Raw genomic sequence first — 16142 nt, 5'->3', positions numbered from 1 at the left:
GGCCGCTGACGGCAGATCAGAAACCCATGGGACGGTCAAGAAATCGTTAGAGGCTCGAAGCAACGGAATAGTTGCCTGCGCATACGAGGTTCACCCAGCACTTGTGTTCAACGGGGAGGCCTCCACTCAATGACCCAGACGACCGATCAACCCAGCCCGAGGGCCGGCGCGGCCGTGGTCCCGGTGCTCGCCTTCGCGGGCATCGTGGTCGCGGTGATGCAGACGCTGCTCGTGCCGGTCATCAAGGACCTGCCGCAGCTGCTGGACACCGCGCCGAGCAACGCCACCTGGGTCCTGACCTCGACCCTGCTGTCCGGCGCCGTCGCGACCCCCATCATGGGGCGCCTCGGCGACCTGTACGGCAAGCGGCGGATGCTGGTCCTGAGCCTGGCCGTGATGGTGGCCGGCGCCCTGGTCAGCGCGGTCACCAGCGAGCTGCTCACCATGATCGTGGGCCGCACCCTCCAGGGCTTCGCCATGGGCGCGATCCCGCTCGGCATCGGCCTGATGCGGGACATGCTGCCGCGCGAGCGGCTCGGCTCGGCCATGGCGCTGATGAGCTCCTCGATCGGTGTCGGCGGCGGTCTCGCGCTGCCCGCCGCCGCCCTGGTGGCACAGCACAGCGACTGGCACGTCCTGTTCTACGGAGCCGCCGGCCTCGGCGCGCTCGCGATCGCCCTCACCTGCCTCGTCGTGCCCGAGTCCCCGATGCGCGCCAAGGGCTCCTTCGACCTCCTGGGCGCCCTCGGCCTGTCCACCGGGCTGGTGCTGCTCCTGCTCCCCATCACCAAGGGCAGCGACTGGGGCTGGTCCTCCGGCACGACGCTGGGACTGTTCGGCGCGTCCGCCGTCGTGCTCGTCCTGTGGGGCCTGTTCGAGCTGCGCGTCCCCGCGCCCCTGGTCGACCTGCGCACCACCGCGCGCCGCGAGGTGCTGCTCACCAACCTCGCCTCGATCATGGTCGGCGTCAGCTTCTACGTCGTCTCGCTGGTCCTGCCCCAGCTGCTCCAGCTGCCCACCGCCACCGGGTACGGCCTCGGCCGCTCGATGGTCGTCGCGGGCCTGTGCGTGGCCCCGCTGGGCCTGACGATGATGTTCACGGCCCCGGTGTACGCCCGCCTGTCGGCCCGCTACGGCCCCAAGGTCACCCTGATCACCGGTCTGCTGATCATCGCCGTCGGATACGGCGGCGGCCTCGGCCTGATGGACGCGGCCTGGCAGACCGTCGTCACCTCGGTCGTCCTCGGCGCCGGCATCGGCCTCGCCTACTCCTCGCTGCCCGCGCTGATCGTCGGCGCGGTCCCGGCCTCGGAGACCGGCGCGGCCAACGGCCTCAACACGCTGATGCGGTCGATCGGCACGTCCGTGTCGAGCGCCGTCATCGGCATGGTGCTGGCCAACACGGCGAACGACGTGGGCGGCGTCGCGGTCCCGACCATGCACGGCTTCCGCGTCTCCTTCCTGATCGCCACGGCCGCCGTGGCGGTGGGCCTGCTGCTGGCCGCCTTCCTGCCGAAGGCCCCCCGCCCGGCCGAGCAGCACACCCGGCTGCGGGCCAGCAGCGAGGAGGACGCGAACCTCCAGCGCGCCGAGCAGGCGCTGCGGGGCTTCAGCGGCCGGGTCCTGGACGCCGACGGCGTGCCGGTCGCCCGGGCCAAGGTCACGCTGATCGACCGGCGCGGCCGGCAGGCGGGCGCGACGGTCTCCGCCGAGGACGGCACGTACGCCCTCGCCGTGCCGGCGCAGGGGGCGTACGTGGTGGCGGCGAAGGCCTCGGGGCACGGACCGCACGCGTCCTCGGCCACGCACTCCGGGGACGAGCGGTCCGTCGACCTGGACCTGTCGCTGCCGGGTGCCGCCGTCGACGCCTAGCCAGGGCCTCTCTTTCGGATCACGCCGGGCTCGCGGGCCCTGGCACCGCGCCTCGCCACGTTGCCGGTGTCCGTGAGGCGCGCCCGCGCCGCGACGCCGCGGTACGCACGCGGGCGCCCGCACCCCTCCTGTTGCGCGTACCCCCGGTCGATGAGTGACCCGGGGGTACGGCAGCATGGGCGTCCGGACAGTCGTACGACCGAAAGGCGCCCCATGCCCGCCCCCGCCCCCAAGCCCGAGATCCTGGCCGCGTTCGAGGCGGCGAAGGGATTCATGCCCGTGGACGAGGGGCTGGCACTGTACACGGCGGCGGTGGAGGCCGGCCGGCTGGGACTGCCGCTGCTGGAGGTCGGCACCTACTGCGGCCGCTCCACCGTGCTGCTCGCCGACGCCGCCCGCGAGACCGGCGTCACGGCGCTGACCGTCGACCACCACCGGGGCAGCGAGGAGCAGCAGCCCGGCTGGGACTACCACGACCCGGAGACGGTGGATCCCCAGATCGGTTTGATGGACACGCTGCCGACGTTCCGCCGCACGCTGTTCCGGGCCGGCCTGGAGGACCACGTGGTCGCCCTCGTCGGCCGTTCCCCGCAGATCGCGGCGGTGTGGAACTCCCCGCTCGGTCTCGTCTTCGTCGACGGCGGCCACACCGACGAGCACGCCACCGCCGACTACGAGGGCTGGGCACCGCACGTGGCCGAGGGCGGCCTGCTGGTCATCCACGACGTCTTCCCGCACCCCGAGGACGAGTTCACCGGCCAGGCGCCCTACCGGGTGTACCTGCGGGCCCTGGAGTCGGGGGCGTTCACGGAGGTCTCGGTGACCGGCTCGCTGCGCGTCCTGCGGCGAACGGGCGCGGGGATCTGAGCACCCGGTTAGAGTCGCAGCGTGTCGTACGTAGGCCCCGACTTCGATCCCCCGCAGCCGCGCCGGCCCCGGCGGGGCCCGCTGACCGTGGCCCTGGCCGCGCTGGTGCCCGGCGCCCTGCTCGGCTGGGTGGTGTACGAGGCACTGGACGGCGGCGGCCCGGACCGTGCGGGCTCCGCCGCCCCGGCCTCGCGCACGGCCCGGGCGTCCTCCTCCCCGTCGGCCCTGTCGGCGTCGCCCAGCGCCTCCGGTGACCACTCCGGCGGCGACACCGGTGCCGACGGCAAGCGGCCCACCGGGACGCCGACGGCCGCCGGTTCCGGGCCGCTCAAGGGCAAGGTCGTCGTCATCGACCCCGGCCACAACCCGGGCAACTTCCAGCACGCGGCCGAGATCAACCGCACAGTGGACATCGGGACGAACCGCAAGGAGTGCGACACCACCGGGACGTCCACCAACGACGGTTACACGGAAGCCCGGTTCACCCTCGACCTGGCCCACCGGCTGCGCACGCTGCTCCAGCAGCAGGGCGCCACGGTGAAGTTGACGCACGACGGGGACGGCCCGGCGTGGGGGCCGTGCGTGGACGAGCGGGCCCGGATCGGCAACGAGGCGCACGCCGACGCCGCCATCTCCCTGCACGCCGACGGCTCGGCGCCCGGCAACCGCGGCTTCCACGTGATCCTGCCGGGGTCCGTGCACGCCGGCGCCGCCGACACCCGGGGAATCGTCGGCCCCTCGCACGACCTCGGGGTGCGCGTCGCGGGCAAGTTCCTGCGCGAGACCGGTGAGCCGCCGTCCAACTACCTCGGCGGAGGTACCGGTTACGTCACGCGTACGGACCTGGGCGGTCTCAATCTGTCAACGGTTCCCAAGGTCTTCATCGAGTGCGGCAACATGCGCGATACCAAGGACGCGGCACTGCTGACCAGCGGCGCCTGGCGGCAGAAGGCCGCGCAGGGGATTTCTGAGGGAATCGTGAGTTTCCTGCGCCGGTCGTGACCGACGGGCGGAACCGGACGGACAACCGGATCTTGCGGACGATAGTGTCTACCGACGACGAGACGACTACGAAGGACCTGAAGTGAATATCCGCTCCCTCACTAGAGGCGACGGCGTGGTGATCGGAGCAGCGGTGGTGCTGTTCATCGCGTCGTTCCTCGACTTCTACACCTACTCCGGATTCGGCGGCTCGATCAGCCGGAACTCGTGGGACAACCTGGGCATGGGCCTGGGCATCTACATGGGCGCGGTGATCGGCGCCGTTCTCATCGTCGTCAACCGGTGCCTGCCGCAGCCGCGCAAGGTGGCCGGGCTCGACCTCGGTGCGACCGGTACCGCGTTCGCGATCCTGGCCCTGTGGTCCCTGCTGTGGACCATGATCGACCTCGACGACGGGCTCGACGCCGGCGCCGGCCTGATCCTCGGGTTCATCTCCCTGCTGGTTCTGTCCGCCGCGGCCATCGCCACCCCCCTCGTCCCCGCCCTCCAGGCCGCCCTGGTCCCGGCCCCCAAGCCGGTCGCCCCGCAGCCCTACGGCGCGCAGCCGCCCGGTGGTTACGGCTACCCCGGCGCCCAGCCGCAGCAGCCCTACGGCGCCCAGCCCCAGCCGGGTCAGCCGTTCGGGCAGCAGCCGCCGGCCGCGCAGGGTGCTCCGGCGCCGCAGGGTGCTCCGGCGGCGCCTCAGGCGGCGGCCCCCGGCGACTTCTCCCCGTTCTGGTTCGCCGTGCCGGTGGCCCGCCAGCTGTTCGCGGAGGACGGCTCGCAGAACCAGATCGCCGAACTGGCCCCCGGCACCTGGTACCTGGCCGTCGAGCAGCGCGGTACCGCGCTCGTCGCCCAGACCCAGGACGGCCGCCGCGGCGTCCTCCAGGACACCTCCGGCATCCAGCGCGGCTGAGCCCGCGCCCTGCCGCCTGCGGCCCCTCGCCCTTCCGGGCGGGGGGCCGTTGCCGTACGGCGGGCTACCCGCACGTGCGGTCGGCGGGCCGTCGGAGGAAGTGCCGGTCGCGCCTAACTGCCCTGGGTCAGCTGGGAGGTGGACGGCACCTTGTTCTCGACCTCGGCGCCGGCGCTCTTGCCCGCGTCCTTCACCTTGTTGATGATGTCGTCGAAGGCCCCGGCCGCGCCCTCGTCGCCCTTGCGCAGCTTGGCGGGCAGCTTCTTCAGGGCCTCGATGCCGGCGGTGAGCGGCGCGAGGGCCTTGGACAGCAGGGGGTCGCCCTTGGCGTTCTTCTGGGCCGCCTTGAGCCGGTTGTAGGTGAAGGCGCCGGCGAGACCGGCCTTCACCAGAGCGAGCGTGCGGCCGTGGGCGCCCTTCTTGAACTTGCCCGCCTTCCAGGGCTTCACGATCCACTGGTAGGTCGCGCCGGCCGCGAGGGCCGCGTTCGCCACGAAGCGGGTCTTGGCGAACTTCTGTTTCTCCGCCGACGTGCTCGGGCTGGGTGTGGCCGCGTCCAGGGCGGCCGCCTCCGACGTTGCCGTTGCCGTTGCCTTCGTGCTGCTGGTCTTCTGGCTGTTTCCGCAGGCGGTCGAAGTGGCGAGCAGCGCGCAGCACAGCGTGAGCGCGACGCAGAGGCGACGTATCGGTACGGGCACGGGTCCTCCCGGTGTCTCCCCGAGCGGTCTTCTTCCTCCGGCAGGTTCACCCGCGGGGGAGGTGTGCGCCACTTGGGGGACGCCGATCGGGTTTCACCGCCCGGCGCCCGGCAATCCGCAAGGCATGTCCCCTAGATATCGCAACGGAGCGAATCAGGCCGGGACGGTCATAGCGGTCGTCGCCGACGTCATGGCGCTGATCCTCGGCCTGTGGATCCTGATGTACCTGCTGGACGCGAACCGGGCGAACAGCCTGGTGCAGTTCGTGCACGACACCGCCTCCTGGCTGGCGGGCTGGTCTCACGACCTGTTCACGTTCGACGAGACCTGGGCCCGGGTGGTCGCCGGGTACGGACTCGCCGCCGTCGTCTACCTCTTCGTCGGCCACGCCATCGCCAACCGCCTGCACCGCCACTGACCGCCTGCGGCGCGCCACGCCCCCCACTCCCCGGGACAACCCGCCACCGCACACCGGTCGCACGGCCCGGGGGTCTGGGGGGCACCCCCAGAGAACACAGCACGTTCGACGAGGCCTGGGCCCGGGTGGTCGCCGGGTACGGACTCGCCGCCGTCGTCTACCTCTTCGTCGGCCACGCCATCGCCAACCGCCCGCACCGCCACTGACCGCCTGCGGCGCGGCGCCGCGTCGGCTAGGCGCAGCAGTCGGGGGCGAGGCCGGTCGGGAGGTGTTCGCCCCCGAAGACCGCGCAGGTGGCGTCGTGGCCGCCCAGTGCGGCCACGGCGAGGAGCAGGGAGCCCGCCGTCCAGGTGGTCAGCTCGCGGGGCCAGACGGCGGCGTCCTCGAAGACGTAGCCCGTCCAGTACAGGCCCGACTCGGGGTCGCGCAGGTGCTGGATGGACTGCAGTATCTCCAGGGCACGGTCGGACTCGCCCACCGCCCACAGGGCCAGGGCGAGTTCGCTGGACTCCCCGCCCGTGACCCACGGGTTGGGGACCACGCAGCGCACGCCGAGGCCCGGGACGACGAAACTGTCCCAGGACTCCTCGATGCGGGCCTTGGCCTCCGCGCCGGTCAGCGCGCCGCCGAGGACCGGGTAGTACCAGTCCATCGAGTAGCGGTTCTTGTCGAGGAAGCGCTCGGGGTGCCGGCGGATCGCGTGCCGGAGGGCCCCGGCCGCCAGTTCCCAGTCCGGCTGCGGCTCCTCACGCTGCTCGGCGATCGCCAGGGCGCAGCGCAGGGCGTGGTGGATGGAGGAACTGCCGGTCAGCAGGGCGTCGTTCGTCGGCGTGCCGTCGTCGTCGCGGCGCCAGCCGATCTGCCCGCCGGGCTGCTGCAGCCGCAGCACCCATTCGACGGCCGCCCGGACGCACGGCCACATGCGGTCCAGGAACGTGTCGTCGCCGGTGGAGAGGTAGTGGTGCCAGACGCCCACGGCTATGTAGGCGACGAAGTTCGACTCGCGGGCGCGGTCGGTGACGTCGTCGTGGGCGCCGTCGGCGTAGGCGGCGTACCAGGAGCCGTCCGCGTTCTGGTGCCGGGCGAGCCAGGTGTACGCCCGCTCCGCGGCCTCGTGTTCGCCGGCCGCGTCCAGCGCCATGGCGGCCTCGGTGTGGTCCCACGGGTCGAGGTGGTGCCCGCGGAACCACGGGATCGCGCCGTCCTCCCGCTGCACGGCGAGGATGCCGCGGACGGTCGCGGCGGCCTGCTCGGCGGTGAGGACCCCGGGCAGGACGAGGTGTTCCGTCCGGGGAGTGGTCACTTGTCGTCCACCCGCGGCAGGTGCGGCTTGGTCGCGTAGACGACGAAGCTCTTGCCGATGACCGGGTTCAGCGCCTGCTCGGCGATCCGGGTGGCGAGGGGCTTCTTCATGATGTCCCAGACCAGCAGCTTGTGGTACGCCCGCACCGGCAGCGCCTTGTCGTTGTCCACGCCGAAGGCGCACTTGAGCCACCAGTAGGGCGAGTGCAGGGCGTGCGCGTGGTGGGTGCCGTACGGCTTGAGGCCGGCCTCGCGGATCTTGCCGAGCAGCTCGTCCGCCTTGTAGATGCGGATGTGGCCGCCCTCCACCTCGTGGTAGGCGTCGGACAGCGCCCAGCAGACCTTCTCGGGGCCGTACCGGGGCACGGTGACGGCGATGCGGCCGCCCGGCCTGAGCACGCGGACCATCTCGGCGAGCACGCCCTTGTCGTCGGGGATGTGCTCCATCACCTCGGAGATGATGACGACGTCGAAGGACTCGTCGGGGAAGGGCAGGGCCAGCGCGTCGCCCTCCATGGCCGTCGCGGTGGCGCCCTCGGGGGCCTCACCGGCCTCCTTCATCGCCGCGAACCACTTGGCGACCTCGCGGATCTCCTCGGCGTTCTGGTCGAGGGCCACGACCTGGGCGCCGCGCCGGTAGCACTCGAAGGCGTGCCGGCCGGCTCCGCAGCCGAGGTCCAGGACACGGTCGCCGGGGGCGAGCGGGAACCGGGAGAAGTCGACGGTCAGCACGTGGCCCTGCTTTCGCGGTCGGAGGCGAGTGTTTCTTCGCGTACGGCGGTGGGTGCGGGGGCGGGCCGGGCCGGCGTGTGCCGGCGGCCGCCGTGGCGGGCGATGGCCTCCCGGTAGCGGGCCACCGTGCCCTGGGCGGCGCGGGCCCAGGTGAAGTGCCGCAGCACCCGGTTCCGGCCGGCCGCGCCGAGCCGTACTCGCAGCTCGCGGTCGCCCAGCAGCCGGGTCAGCCCGGCGGCCAGCGCGCCCGCGTCGCCCGGCGGTACGGCCAGGCAGGTCTCGCCGTCGCGTCCGGCGACCTCGGGGATCGCGCCGCCGGTGGTGGCGAGCAGCGGGGTGCCGGTGGCCATGGCCTCGGCGGCGGGCAGCGAGAACCCCTCGTAGAGGGAGGGCACGCAGGCGACCTCGGCCGAACGGATCAGGTCGACCAGCTCGGCGTCGGAGATGCCCTTGACGAACTCGACGGCGCCTTCGAGGCCGTAGCGCTCGACGGCCTGGGCGACGGGGCCCTCCGCCGGGCGCTTGCCGACGACGACGAGGTGGGCGGCCGGGTGCTCGGTGCGCACCTTCGCCAGCGCCTCCACGAGGAACACCAGGCCCTTGAGGGGCACATCGGCGCTGGAGGTGGTGACGATCCGGCCGGGGACCTCGGGGACGGCGGGATTCGGCGCGAACAGGTCGGTGTCGGCGCCGATGTGGACCACGTGGACGCGGTCGTCGCGGACGCCGAGGTGGTCCACGATCTCCTGCCGGGAGCTGCCGGACACGGTGAGGACCGAGGGCAGGCGGCGGGCGACGCGCTTCTGCATCCGGGTGAAGGCGTACCAGCGGCGCACCGAGTAGCGGCGCTGCCAGGTGCCGGCCGCGTCCAGCTCCAGCTGCCGGTCGACGGTGATGGGGTGGTGGATCGTGGTGACCAGGGGGGCGCCGATGTCGCCGAGCAGGCCGTAGCCGAGGGTCTGGTTGTCGTGCACGACGTCGAACTCGCCGCGGCGGGCGCGCAGGTGGCGGCGGGCGCGCAGCGAGAAGGTGAGCGGCTCGGGGAAGCCGCCGGTCCACATGGTCGCCACTTCGAGGGCGTCGACCCAGTCCCGGTACTCGTCCCGCCCGGGGGTGCGGAAGGGGTCGGGCTGGCGGTAGAGGTCGAGGCTGGGCAGCTCGGTCAGGGTCAGCCGGCCGGCATGGTCCTCGTGCTCGTCGAGGACCGGGTACGGCTGGGAGCCGATGACCTCCACGCGGTGGCCGAGGCGGGCCAGTTCGCGGGACAGGTGCCGTACGTAGACGCCCTGGCCGCCGCAGAACGGGTTCCCTTTGTAGGTGAGGAGCGCGATGTCGAGCGGTCGCTCGCCGTCAGACGCGGGATCCTCCTGGGCACCCGCTTCCCGGGCCTCAGCGGTCACTCCGTGCCCCCTTCTGCCTGCACTGCCCCGCGACACTACGACGGGACGCTAATCTAGAACAAGTTTCAGACTTGATCGTTCAAGAGGAACTGAATCTACCGGCAGGTAGGGGGACTGTGAGCAGTGGATCAGGTGATTCGCGCCACGACGCGCAACCCTGTCATGCTGTTTGATCACGAGCCCTACAGACACCCTCACCGACTGTCACGGAGTGGGACCCATGCCTGCGGAATCGAAGGTGACGGCCAGTACGGCCCGGCCCTCCCCGGCCCCGCTCACCGAGCGGCAGGAGGCCCGCCGCCGCAGGATCCTGCGAGCGTGCGCCCAGCTGGCGAGCCGGGGCGGTTTCGACGCCGTGCAGATGCGCGAGGTCGCCGAGTCCTCCCAGGTGGCCCTCGGCACGCTGTACCGCTACTTCCCGTCCAAGGTCCACCTGCTGGTGGCGACCATGCAGGACCAGCTGGAGCACATGCACGGCACGCTCCGCAGGAGGCCCCCCGCGGGTGACTCGGCTGCCGAGCGTGTCGCCGAGACCCTGATGCGGGCCTTCCGCGGGCTGCAGCGCGAGCCGCAGCTGGCCGACGCGATGGTGCGCGCCCTCACCTTCGCCGACCGGAGCGTGAGCCCGGAGGTCGACCAGGTCTCCCGCCAGACGACGGCGATCATCCTGGAAGCGACGGGCCTGGAGCACCCCACACCCGAGCAGCTCTCCGCGGTCCGGGTCATCGAGCACACCTGGCACTCGGCCCTCATCACGTGGCTCTCCGGCCGCGCCTCCATCGCCCAGGTGAGGACGGACATAGAGACGGCGTGCCGCCTGATGGACCTGACGGCACCGCCCGCCGCGCGCTAGGCACGGCGGGCGGAGCCGTGGTGTCGCCCCTCAGCCGGTCTGTTCCGCGAGTGCCTTGATGCCCTGGAGGGTGGTCTCCATGCCGGCGCGCAGCTCCCCGAGCCGGAAGTCGATGATGGCCTCCTCCCGGTCCGGCCACCGCTCGATGGCCTGGGTGACCCCGCTGGGGCCCGGACCGAGGAAGGCCGACTGCCGCAGCCGCGTGCCCTCGCCCTCGGCCTGGAGCTCGTAGCGCCAGGTCGCCAGGGGCTTCGCCGGGTCGACGGCCGGCTGTCCGTAACGGCCGTCGGCGTCCGTGACGGCCCAGGCGAACACCCGCTCCTCGTCCACCTCGACCACGTAGGACACGGTCCGCCACTCGCCGACCTGCGGATGCCGGTTGTGGCCCTCGAAGCGCGCCCCCGCCACGGGCCGGTCCGCGCCGTCGAGCCATGCCGCGCGCTGCAGCTCCGGGCTGAGCCGCGCGGGCAGCGCGATGTCGCTCACCAGCGCCCAGACCCGCGCCGGGGGCGCCTCGACACGGACGTCGCAGTGCACTGTCGGACCATCGGAATACCGCACGTGTTCCCCCTCGATGTCGGATGCACCGATCATCCACGCTCTTGATCCACATTGGCAACAGGCCCTGAGCGGCGCCGCCTTGGGGGGCCGGCGGTCAGGCGACGGGCAGCAGGCCGGTCCAGCCGCGGGCGGACGGCGTGTGGGCCGCCCACCGGTCGAGCAGGCGCCGGGCCTCGTCCTCCGGGGCGGCCAGGGACACCTGCTGGGTGCCCGGGTGGACCTTCCGCTCCTGTTCGTGCGTGCCCTCGCTGCAGCAGGCGCACAGGACCTCGAAGCCGCTCGCCGGCTCGGCGCCGTAGTCGTTCTGCCCGAAGAGGTCGATCAGGGCGTCGACGTCGGCCGCCTCCCCCGCGTCCACGGTCACCGTGAACGTGGGCAGGTCGGAGGACTCGAAGAGGAGGAGTTCGTCGAAGACCGGGTACTCGCGGCCGTCGACGACGCGGCGGCCCTTCGGTTCGCCGTCGTGCACGACGATCTCGCCGAAGCGGCGGCCCGCCGTCACCGGTACGTTCATGACCCGGCCGCGGGTCGGGCAGAGCCGGTCGATCCAGACGACCTCCCGTTCGCCGCCGGTGTCCAGGCGGACGCATGCCGCGCCGAGGCGGGCGTCGATCACGCCGTCACCCGGCGGGAGTTCGATGCCGAAGCCGGCCCACGCCTGTCTGGCGGTCGCCCAGTCGCGCTGGATGGTGGCCGCGATGCCCAGGTTCCAGTGGGCCGGGTCGCCCTCGCCGCGCGGGGCGCGGGCGGCGGCCTCGCGGCCCAGCTCGTAGGCCTTCGCCCAGTTGCGCAGGAACTTGTGGCCGAGCGCGGCGTCGTACCACCACACCGGGCTCGGCTCCTCGTCGGGGAAGTGGGCGAGCACCCGCTCCAGGAGTCCGGCGGCGGTGGTCCAGTCCTCGGCGTCCCAGGCCTCGTACGCCTGCTTGACCAGTTTCTTCGCCTCGGACTTGTGCACGCTTTCCACCCTGCTCGGCCTGCCGGAACCGCAGGAGCGTACCCCGCGGCTCCGCCGGTCCCCCTCCCGGGTGGGGCGCCCGGTTCGCCGCCGGCCTGAGTGGTCCCGGTCCCCTCCGCCGGGCGGTGCACGGCCGTCGTGCGGCGGCCCCCGTCAGCCGATGGCGACAGGATCGCCCGCTCACCGTCCGTCAGCCGATGGCCGACAGGATCGCCCGCTCGCGGTCCGTCAGCGGTGGTCCCGAGAGCGGGGGCAGCGGTGGGCCGGCGAGTGCGGCAAGGATCGCGCCCGGTCGCATCAGCCGCGCCGGGCCCGTGCGCAGGGTGGTGACGTCCCACAGGGCGGACGCCGCCACGTAGGAGCCGGTGGCCGTCCGCGTCAGCCGCCGCGAGTACGCCGCGGTGAGGCGGTCCGCCGCGGTCGGCGTGCCGCCTTCCACGCCGGGGTACAGCACGTCCGTGCTGACCGCCGTGGTCCAGGCCGCCTCGACGGAGCGGGCCGCCGCCCGCTGGACGCCACGGGCCAGGCCCGGTGTGTCGAGGCCGCCGTCCGCGAGGGCCTCCGCCAGCGCCAGGGCCCCGAGTGCCGCGACCGACATGCCCTGGCCGTAGAGCGGGTTGAAGGTGGCCGCGGCGTCGCCGAGCGCGACGAAGCGGTCGGGCCAGTGCCGGACCTTGTCCAGGTAACGGCGTGAGTTGCTGGTGCTGTGGCTGGTGAAGACCTCCGTGAGCGGCTCGGCGGCGGCGATGAGCCGGCCCACCAGGGGGCTGGGCAGGGCGAGGGCGTACTCGAGGAAGGCGTCCGGGTCGCTCGGGGGTTCGCTGCCGCGCATCCCGCCGAGGCTGACCATCCACCGGTCGTTCTCGATGGGCACGATCATGCCGCTGCGGCCGGGCCGGCCACTGTAGGGGTCGGGCTGGATCAGGGTCAGCGGCCACTCCTGGGCCCCGGAGGGCGTGCGGTAGACGCGGGTGGCGTTGGCCAGACCGGAGTCGACGTCCTTCGCGGCGATGCCGTGGATGCCGAGCGCCTCGAGCCACGGCACGACACGTGTCCCCCGGCCGCTGGCGTCCACCACCCAGTCGGCGTCGAGTGCGGCCGGCCGCCCGTCGGCCGGGCGGTGGCCGCAGTGGCCGGCCGGGAAGGGGGCGTCGGAGCCGGCGTCGGCGCAGGGCTCGACGGTCACGCCGAGCACCCGGCGTGCGCTGCCCCGCAGCCCGGTGACCCGGGCGCGGTGGACCTCGACGTTGGCGTTGGTACCGAGGACCGCCCTGCGCACCACCCACTCCAGCAGCGGCCTGCTGCAGGTGATCGTGACGTGGCTGTGGTGCCGCCAGCGGCGGAACCATCCGTCGGGAGTGAGGGCCAGCATGCCGGAACTCAGCGCCAGTTCCCTGGCGCCCGCGGCCAGCAGGTCCTTGCGCACGTCGGCCCGCGGCAGCAGCCGCTCGATCGCCTCCAGGCCACCGGGCATGAGCAGGTGGGCGTGACGGTCCTGGGGCACGCCGCGGCGGTGCTCGGGGGCGTCGGGCAGTTCGTCGCGGTCGAGCACGACGACGTGGTCCACGACCGGCGCCAACGCCGCGGCGGCGAGCAGGCCGGCCGGACCGGCGCCTATGACAACAGCTCTGGTCGACTTCACGGTTCTCTTCCCTCAGCTCCGGGCGGCTCTCGCCGCGCCCGCGCGAGCTGCTTCGACGACGGGTGACTTGGCCAACGCCCGCGACAGCTGCACCAGTTCGCCCGTGTCCGAGAAGACGGCGGTGTGCAGACGGGACGTTCCGGCCGGCTCCTGGCCGGCGGGTGACTGCGGTTGCCGGGCCTGGTGCGCGGCATCGACGACCATGGCCGCGGCGGCGATGAAATGGGCCTCGCCGGGGGCGCTTCCCTGGGTCCTGGCCTGCCGGTACGCCGTCTCCCGCACCCTGCCGTCGCAGCGGGACTGCAGGGCGAGCAGCGCGTCGAGGATGCGGATCTCGCGGTAGTACAGGCGGCCTCGGGGCAGTTGCCAGCGCGGCGGCGCGGGCTTGGGCGCGGTCGGCACCGTCTCCAGCTCGGCCCACAGCGGGGCGAGCGCGCGGTAGTCCCAGATGCTGTGCCACTGGTCGAGGACCGCGGGCAGCAGGCGGGGCAGCGCGAAGCCCGCACTGCACAGCAGGGCGCCCACGGCGGACGCCGGCGGGGCCAGGTCGGTGGACAGACCGTCCAGGTCGTGCAGCGTCCAGCGGGCGACGACCGCGGTGATCTTCGTCAGCGCGAAGCCGAGCAGGTCGACGGAGAGGCCCGCCATGATCAGACGCAGGCCCACACGGAGGGTGCCGGTCACCTCGCGGGACCAGCGCAGGCACACGTAGCAGGTGATCAGCGCGCAGGCGCCGTGGCCGACGAGATAGAGGACGATCATCTCGCGCATGTACGGCGTGTTGGCGTAGTAGGTGTCGAGGTCGCGCAGCCGCTCGACCGGGGCGCTCGCCAGGGTGAACAGCGTGATGATGGCGGCGATCAGCAGGCTGTAGACCGTGGCGACCCGTACGACCCAGCGCCTGACCTGTTCGGCCGGCCCGCCGCGCCAGTTGATCAGCAGGATCAGCAGGGAGGCGCTGTAGGCGGAGATGACGCTGTAGGTCATCGGCGCGCCGAAGTTGGGTGTGCCGGTGAGGTCGTTGACCGCGGCCAGGGTGACGGGGGCCGAGCAGAAGAAGCAGAGGCCGCCGAGGAAGATGGAGACCCAGGTGGAGGCCGTCAGGGGGTCTCGCAGCGCGACGCGCGGTCTGCGGAAGAGGAGCAGGGCGGTCACGGCGAAGAGCGAGGCTGCCGCGTACACGACGAGGCTCATGGTCGAGAACTCCGTTCAGCACATGGCCAGGGCATGCTCACCACTGTTCTCGGCGAGGGCGTCGGCGATACGGAGGAGGGCGGGGAGGTCCGGGCGGTCCGGCCGCGGTTCCGGCTCGCCGGCCACGACGAGCCCGTGCCCGCTCTCGCTCACGGTCCGTGCCGCGGCGGTGATGGCCGTGGCCCAGGCGGCGGCCTCCGCCTGGTGCCGGTCGCCCGTCACGCGCATCCGGTCGGTGTACGTCCGCTGGTACAGCCCTGCGTCGAAGTACCGCTCGAGGAAGTGCAGTCCGTTGTAGATGGTGCTCTGGCGCCAGGTCAGCCAGCGGGTGGGCGAGGGCCAGAAGGGCCGGGGCACGCTCAGGTACTCGCGGCGGAGCAGCTCCGTCAGTTCCCGCTCCAGGGGGCCGAGCCGCGCGTACTCCCGCCAGCACCGGGCCCGGGTCGCCACGAAGGGGCCGACCAGGGGGATCACGGTGCCCGTGACGGTCAGCGCGGCGCCCAGTCCGGCGCAGGCCGGCGAGAGCGTCGTACCGAGGGCGGACCAGTCGCGTCCGCACCAGCGGGCGGCGACGGCCACGAGTTTCGACGCGCTGTAACCGGCGCCGACGACGGTCCCCGTGCCCATGGTGACCAGTCCCGCCCGCAGGCAGCCGCGCAGGTGCCGGGCCCAGGTCAGCGACCGGTACGCGGTCACGACGACGGCCGCGAGGTGCGCGACGAGGTACAGGACGATCATCTCGCTGATGTACGGCGTGGTGGCGTAGTAGGTGTCGAAGTCCGTGCGGCGTTCCACCGGGGCGTCGCCCAGGGCGAACGTGAACGCGATGCCGCCGAGCACGCCCGTGTACCCCAGCACCCAGCGGCGGATGGCGCGGGCGGTGCCCGGGCCGCCGCGCCAGCTGACGACGAGTACCAGGGACGCGGCGCCGTAGGCCGTGATGGCCGCGTAAGTCAGGGGCGCGGCGAGGTTCGGTACGCCGCTGACGTGGTTGACGAAGCCCACCGTCCGCGGGGCGCCGAAGAGGAAGCACAGGGAGGCGAACCCCAGGACGCTGGTGATGGCCAGCAGGAAGGGGTCGCGCCACTGGCGGACGAGGTCGGGCGCCTTGGCCAGGATCCCCAGCCACAGCAGCCCGCAACTCACGTAGTTGATCAGGTCGCTCACCTTTGGGCCCCGCGGTAGTTGAGGGCCGCCCCGATGCGGCCCGCGAGGTCGTCGTTGTGGGAGGTCTGCGCCGCGTACACGGAGTCGGGGGCGGCGTTCAGCCAGGGGCGCAGCCGGTCGCCGATCAGCATGCCGAACAGGTCGGCCCGCTGTTCCGCGGCGTCCAGGAAGCGGGTGCGCGCGGCGGACGGCTGGGCGCCGTCCGCGCCGGCCGGCGCCAGTAGGCCCGCGGAGTGCGCGGCCTGGTGCGCCGGGTCGTCCTCGGCCATGTGCCACAGCTCGTGGCCGAGGATCACCAGCTTCATCCAGGGCGGGGCGTCCGCCTCGATGACGATGTCGTCGCGCGTGGCGCGTTCGATCCACAGTCCGGTGGCGCAGGTGTGCGGCGGGAAGTTCGTCAGGTGGACGGCGATGGGACGGCCGCGCCACCGGGACGCGGACTCCACCAGGGCGTCCAGGAGATCGCCGGGGTCGGCGGGGATCGGCACTCTGAGGGGGTCGATGAGCGCGTTGGCGAACCGGCGCATCTTCCGGGTTGTGCGCACCATTCCCCCGAGGACCTTCGGCTGACACTGGCT

The 16142-nt window shown here is 72.8% G+C and carries 16 protein-coding genes; 6 read left to right on the top strand and 10 right to left on the bottom strand.

Annotation, left to right across the window (positions count from 1 at the left end; all coding sequences use genetic code 11):
* Window positions 1-129 precede the first annotated feature (129 nt).
* From IE177_RS07320 to IE177_RS07305, 4 genes are all read left to right on the top strand, one after another.
* Window positions 130-1872, top strand: coding sequence for an MFS transporter (locus IE177_RS07320; RefSeq protein ID WP_190013915.1), 1743 nt, complete (start codon window positions 130-132; stop codon window positions 1870-1872).
* A 213-nt stretch (window positions 1873-2085) separates the two neighbouring features.
* Window positions 2086-2739 carry a class I SAM-dependent methyltransferase gene (locus IE177_RS07315; protein ID WP_190013914.1) on the top strand — a complete coding sequence of 218 codons (654 nt, stop codon included), beginning with the start codon at window positions 2086-2088 and terminating at the stop codon, window positions 2737-2739.
* A 21-nt stretch (window positions 2740-2760) separates the two neighbouring features.
* Window positions 2761-3741 carry an N-acetylmuramoyl-L-alanine amidase gene (locus IE177_RS07310; RefSeq protein ID WP_190013913.1) on the top strand — a complete coding sequence of 327 codons (981 nt, stop codon included), beginning with the start codon at window positions 2761-2763 and terminating at the stop codon, window positions 3739-3741.
* 115 nt (window positions 3742-3856) lie between these two features.
* Window positions 3857-4639, top strand: a complete 783-nt coding sequence (locus tag IE177_RS07305) for a DUF5336 domain-containing protein (RefSeq protein ID WP_229815922.1) — start codon at window positions 3857-3859, stop codon at window positions 4637-4639.
* Between the two features lie 113 nt (window positions 4640-4752).
* On the opposite strand, the gene IE177_RS07300 is transcribed toward IE177_RS07305, so the two are convergent.
* Complete coding sequence (locus tag IE177_RS07300) at window positions 4753-5337, bottom strand: hypothetical protein (protein WP_190013911.1); 585 nt, start codon at window positions 5335-5337, stop codon at window positions 4753-4755.
* Between the two features lie 124 nt (window positions 5338-5461).
* Between IE177_RS07300 and IE177_RS07295 the strand changes: the two genes are divergently transcribed.
* A complete protein-coding gene (locus tag IE177_RS07295) occupies window positions 5462-5755 on the top strand; it encodes a hypothetical protein (RefSeq protein ID WP_190013910.1) in 294 nt (97 codons plus the stop codon).
* Between the two features lie 232 nt (window positions 5756-5987).
* Here the strand turns inward: IE177_RS07295 and IE177_RS07290 are convergent, their stop codons facing one another.
* From IE177_RS07290 to IE177_RS07280, 3 genes are read right to left on the bottom strand one after another with little or no spacing between them, the layout of a single operon-like run.
* Complete coding sequence (locus IE177_RS07290; protein WP_190013909.1) at window positions 5988-7058, bottom strand: prenyltransferase/squalene oxidase repeat-containing protein; 1071 nt, start codon at window positions 7056-7058, stop codon at window positions 5988-5990.
* Window positions 7055-7789: a class I SAM-dependent methyltransferase gene (locus IE177_RS07285; RefSeq protein WP_190013908.1), complete on the bottom strand. Its 735-nt coding sequence runs from the start codon at window positions 7787-7789 to the stop codon at window positions 7055-7057. The genes IE177_RS07290 and IE177_RS07285 overlap by 4 nt, the downstream gene beginning before the upstream one ends.
* Window positions 7783-9189 carry a glycosyltransferase family 4 protein gene (locus IE177_RS07280; protein WP_229815921.1) on the bottom strand — a complete coding sequence of 469 codons (1407 nt, stop codon included), beginning with the start codon at window positions 9187-9189 and terminating at the stop codon, window positions 7783-7785. Before IE177_RS07280 ends, IE177_RS07285 begins: the two co-directional genes overlap by 7 nt.
* A gap of 220 nt (window positions 9190-9409) precedes the next feature.
* Between IE177_RS07280 and IE177_RS07275 the strand changes: the two genes are divergently transcribed.
* Window positions 9410-10042 carry a TetR family transcriptional regulator gene (locus tag IE177_RS07275; protein WP_190013907.1) on the top strand — a complete coding sequence of 211 codons (633 nt, stop codon included), beginning with the start codon at window positions 9410-9412 and terminating at the stop codon, window positions 10040-10042.
* A gap of 30 nt (window positions 10043-10072) precedes the next feature.
* Here the strand turns inward: IE177_RS07275 and IE177_RS07270 are convergent, their stop codons facing one another.
* The 6 genes from IE177_RS07270 to IE177_RS07245 all read right to left on the bottom strand — a co-directional run bounded on the left by IE177_RS07270 (window position 10073) and on the right by IE177_RS07245 (window position 16109).
* The gene (locus IE177_RS07270) at window positions 10073-10636 is read right to left on the bottom strand and encodes an SRPBCC family protein (RefSeq protein ID WP_229815920.1); all 564 of its coding nucleotides are present in this window, start codon (window positions 10634-10636) and stop codon (window positions 10073-10075) included.
* A 61-nt stretch (window positions 10637-10697) separates the two neighbouring features.
* The gene (locus IE177_RS07265) at window positions 10698-11561 is read right to left on the bottom strand and encodes a tetratricopeptide repeat protein (protein ID WP_190013906.1); all 864 of its coding nucleotides are present in this window, start codon (window positions 11559-11561) and stop codon (window positions 10698-10700) included.
* Window positions 11562-11751: 190 nt separating this feature from the next.
* A complete protein-coding gene (locus IE177_RS07260; RefSeq protein ID WP_229815919.1) occupies window positions 11752-13203 on the bottom strand; it encodes an NAD(P)/FAD-dependent oxidoreductase in 1452 nt (483 codons plus the stop codon).
* Window positions 13204-13215: 12 nt separating this feature from the next.
* Complete coding sequence (locus IE177_RS07255) at window positions 13216-14397, bottom strand: MAB_1171c family putative transporter (RefSeq protein WP_190013905.1); 1182 nt, start codon at window positions 14395-14397, stop codon at window positions 13216-13218.
* Between the two features lie 15 nt (window positions 14398-14412).
* The gene (locus tag IE177_RS07250; RefSeq protein ID WP_190013904.1) at window positions 14413-15564 is read right to left on the bottom strand and encodes an MAB_1171c family putative transporter; all 1152 of its coding nucleotides are present in this window, start codon (window positions 15562-15564) and stop codon (window positions 14413-14415) included.
* Window positions 15561-16109: a toxin gene (locus IE177_RS07245; RefSeq protein ID WP_190014136.1), complete on the bottom strand. Its 549-nt coding sequence runs from the start codon at window positions 16107-16109 to the stop codon at window positions 15561-15563. Before IE177_RS07245 ends, IE177_RS07250 begins: the two co-directional genes overlap by 4 nt.
* Window positions 16110-16142: the final 33 nt, after the last annotated feature.

The sequence above is a fragment of the Streptomyces lucensis JCM 4490 genome (assembly GCF_014650035.1).
Classification (GTDB): Bacteria; Actinomycetota; Actinomycetes; order Streptomycetales; family Streptomycetaceae; genus Streptomyces; species Streptomyces lucensis.
Note: the sequence above shows the minus strand (reverse complement) of the source record. Positions and strands in the feature narration are given on the sequence as shown.

Bases quoted from the DNA above. Each gene is read 5' to 3' on its own strand.
- IE177_RS07270 (WP_229815920.1), bottom strand. From the start codon at position 10,636: ATGATCGGTGCATCCGACATCGAGGGGGAACACGTGCGGTATTCCGAT.
- IE177_RS07315 (WP_190013914.1), top strand. From the start codon at position 2,086: ATGCCCGCCCCCGCCCCCAAGCCCGAGATCCTGGCCGCGTTCGAGGCG.
- IE177_RS07275 (WP_190013907.1), top strand. From the start codon at position 9,410: ATGCCTGCGGAATCGAAGGTGACGGCCAGTACGGCCCGGCCCTCCCCG.
- IE177_RS07255 (WP_190013905.1), bottom strand. From the start codon at position 14,397: ATGAGCCTCGTCGTGTACGCGGCAGCCTCGCTCTTCGCCGTGACCGCC.
- IE177_RS07320 (WP_190013915.1), top strand. From the start codon at position 130: ATGACCCAGACGACCGATCAACCCAGCCCGAGGGCCGGCGCGGCCGTG.
- IE177_RS07295 (WP_190013910.1), top strand. From the start codon at position 5,462: ATGTCCCCTAGATATCGCAACGGAGCGAATCAGGCCGGGACGGTCATA.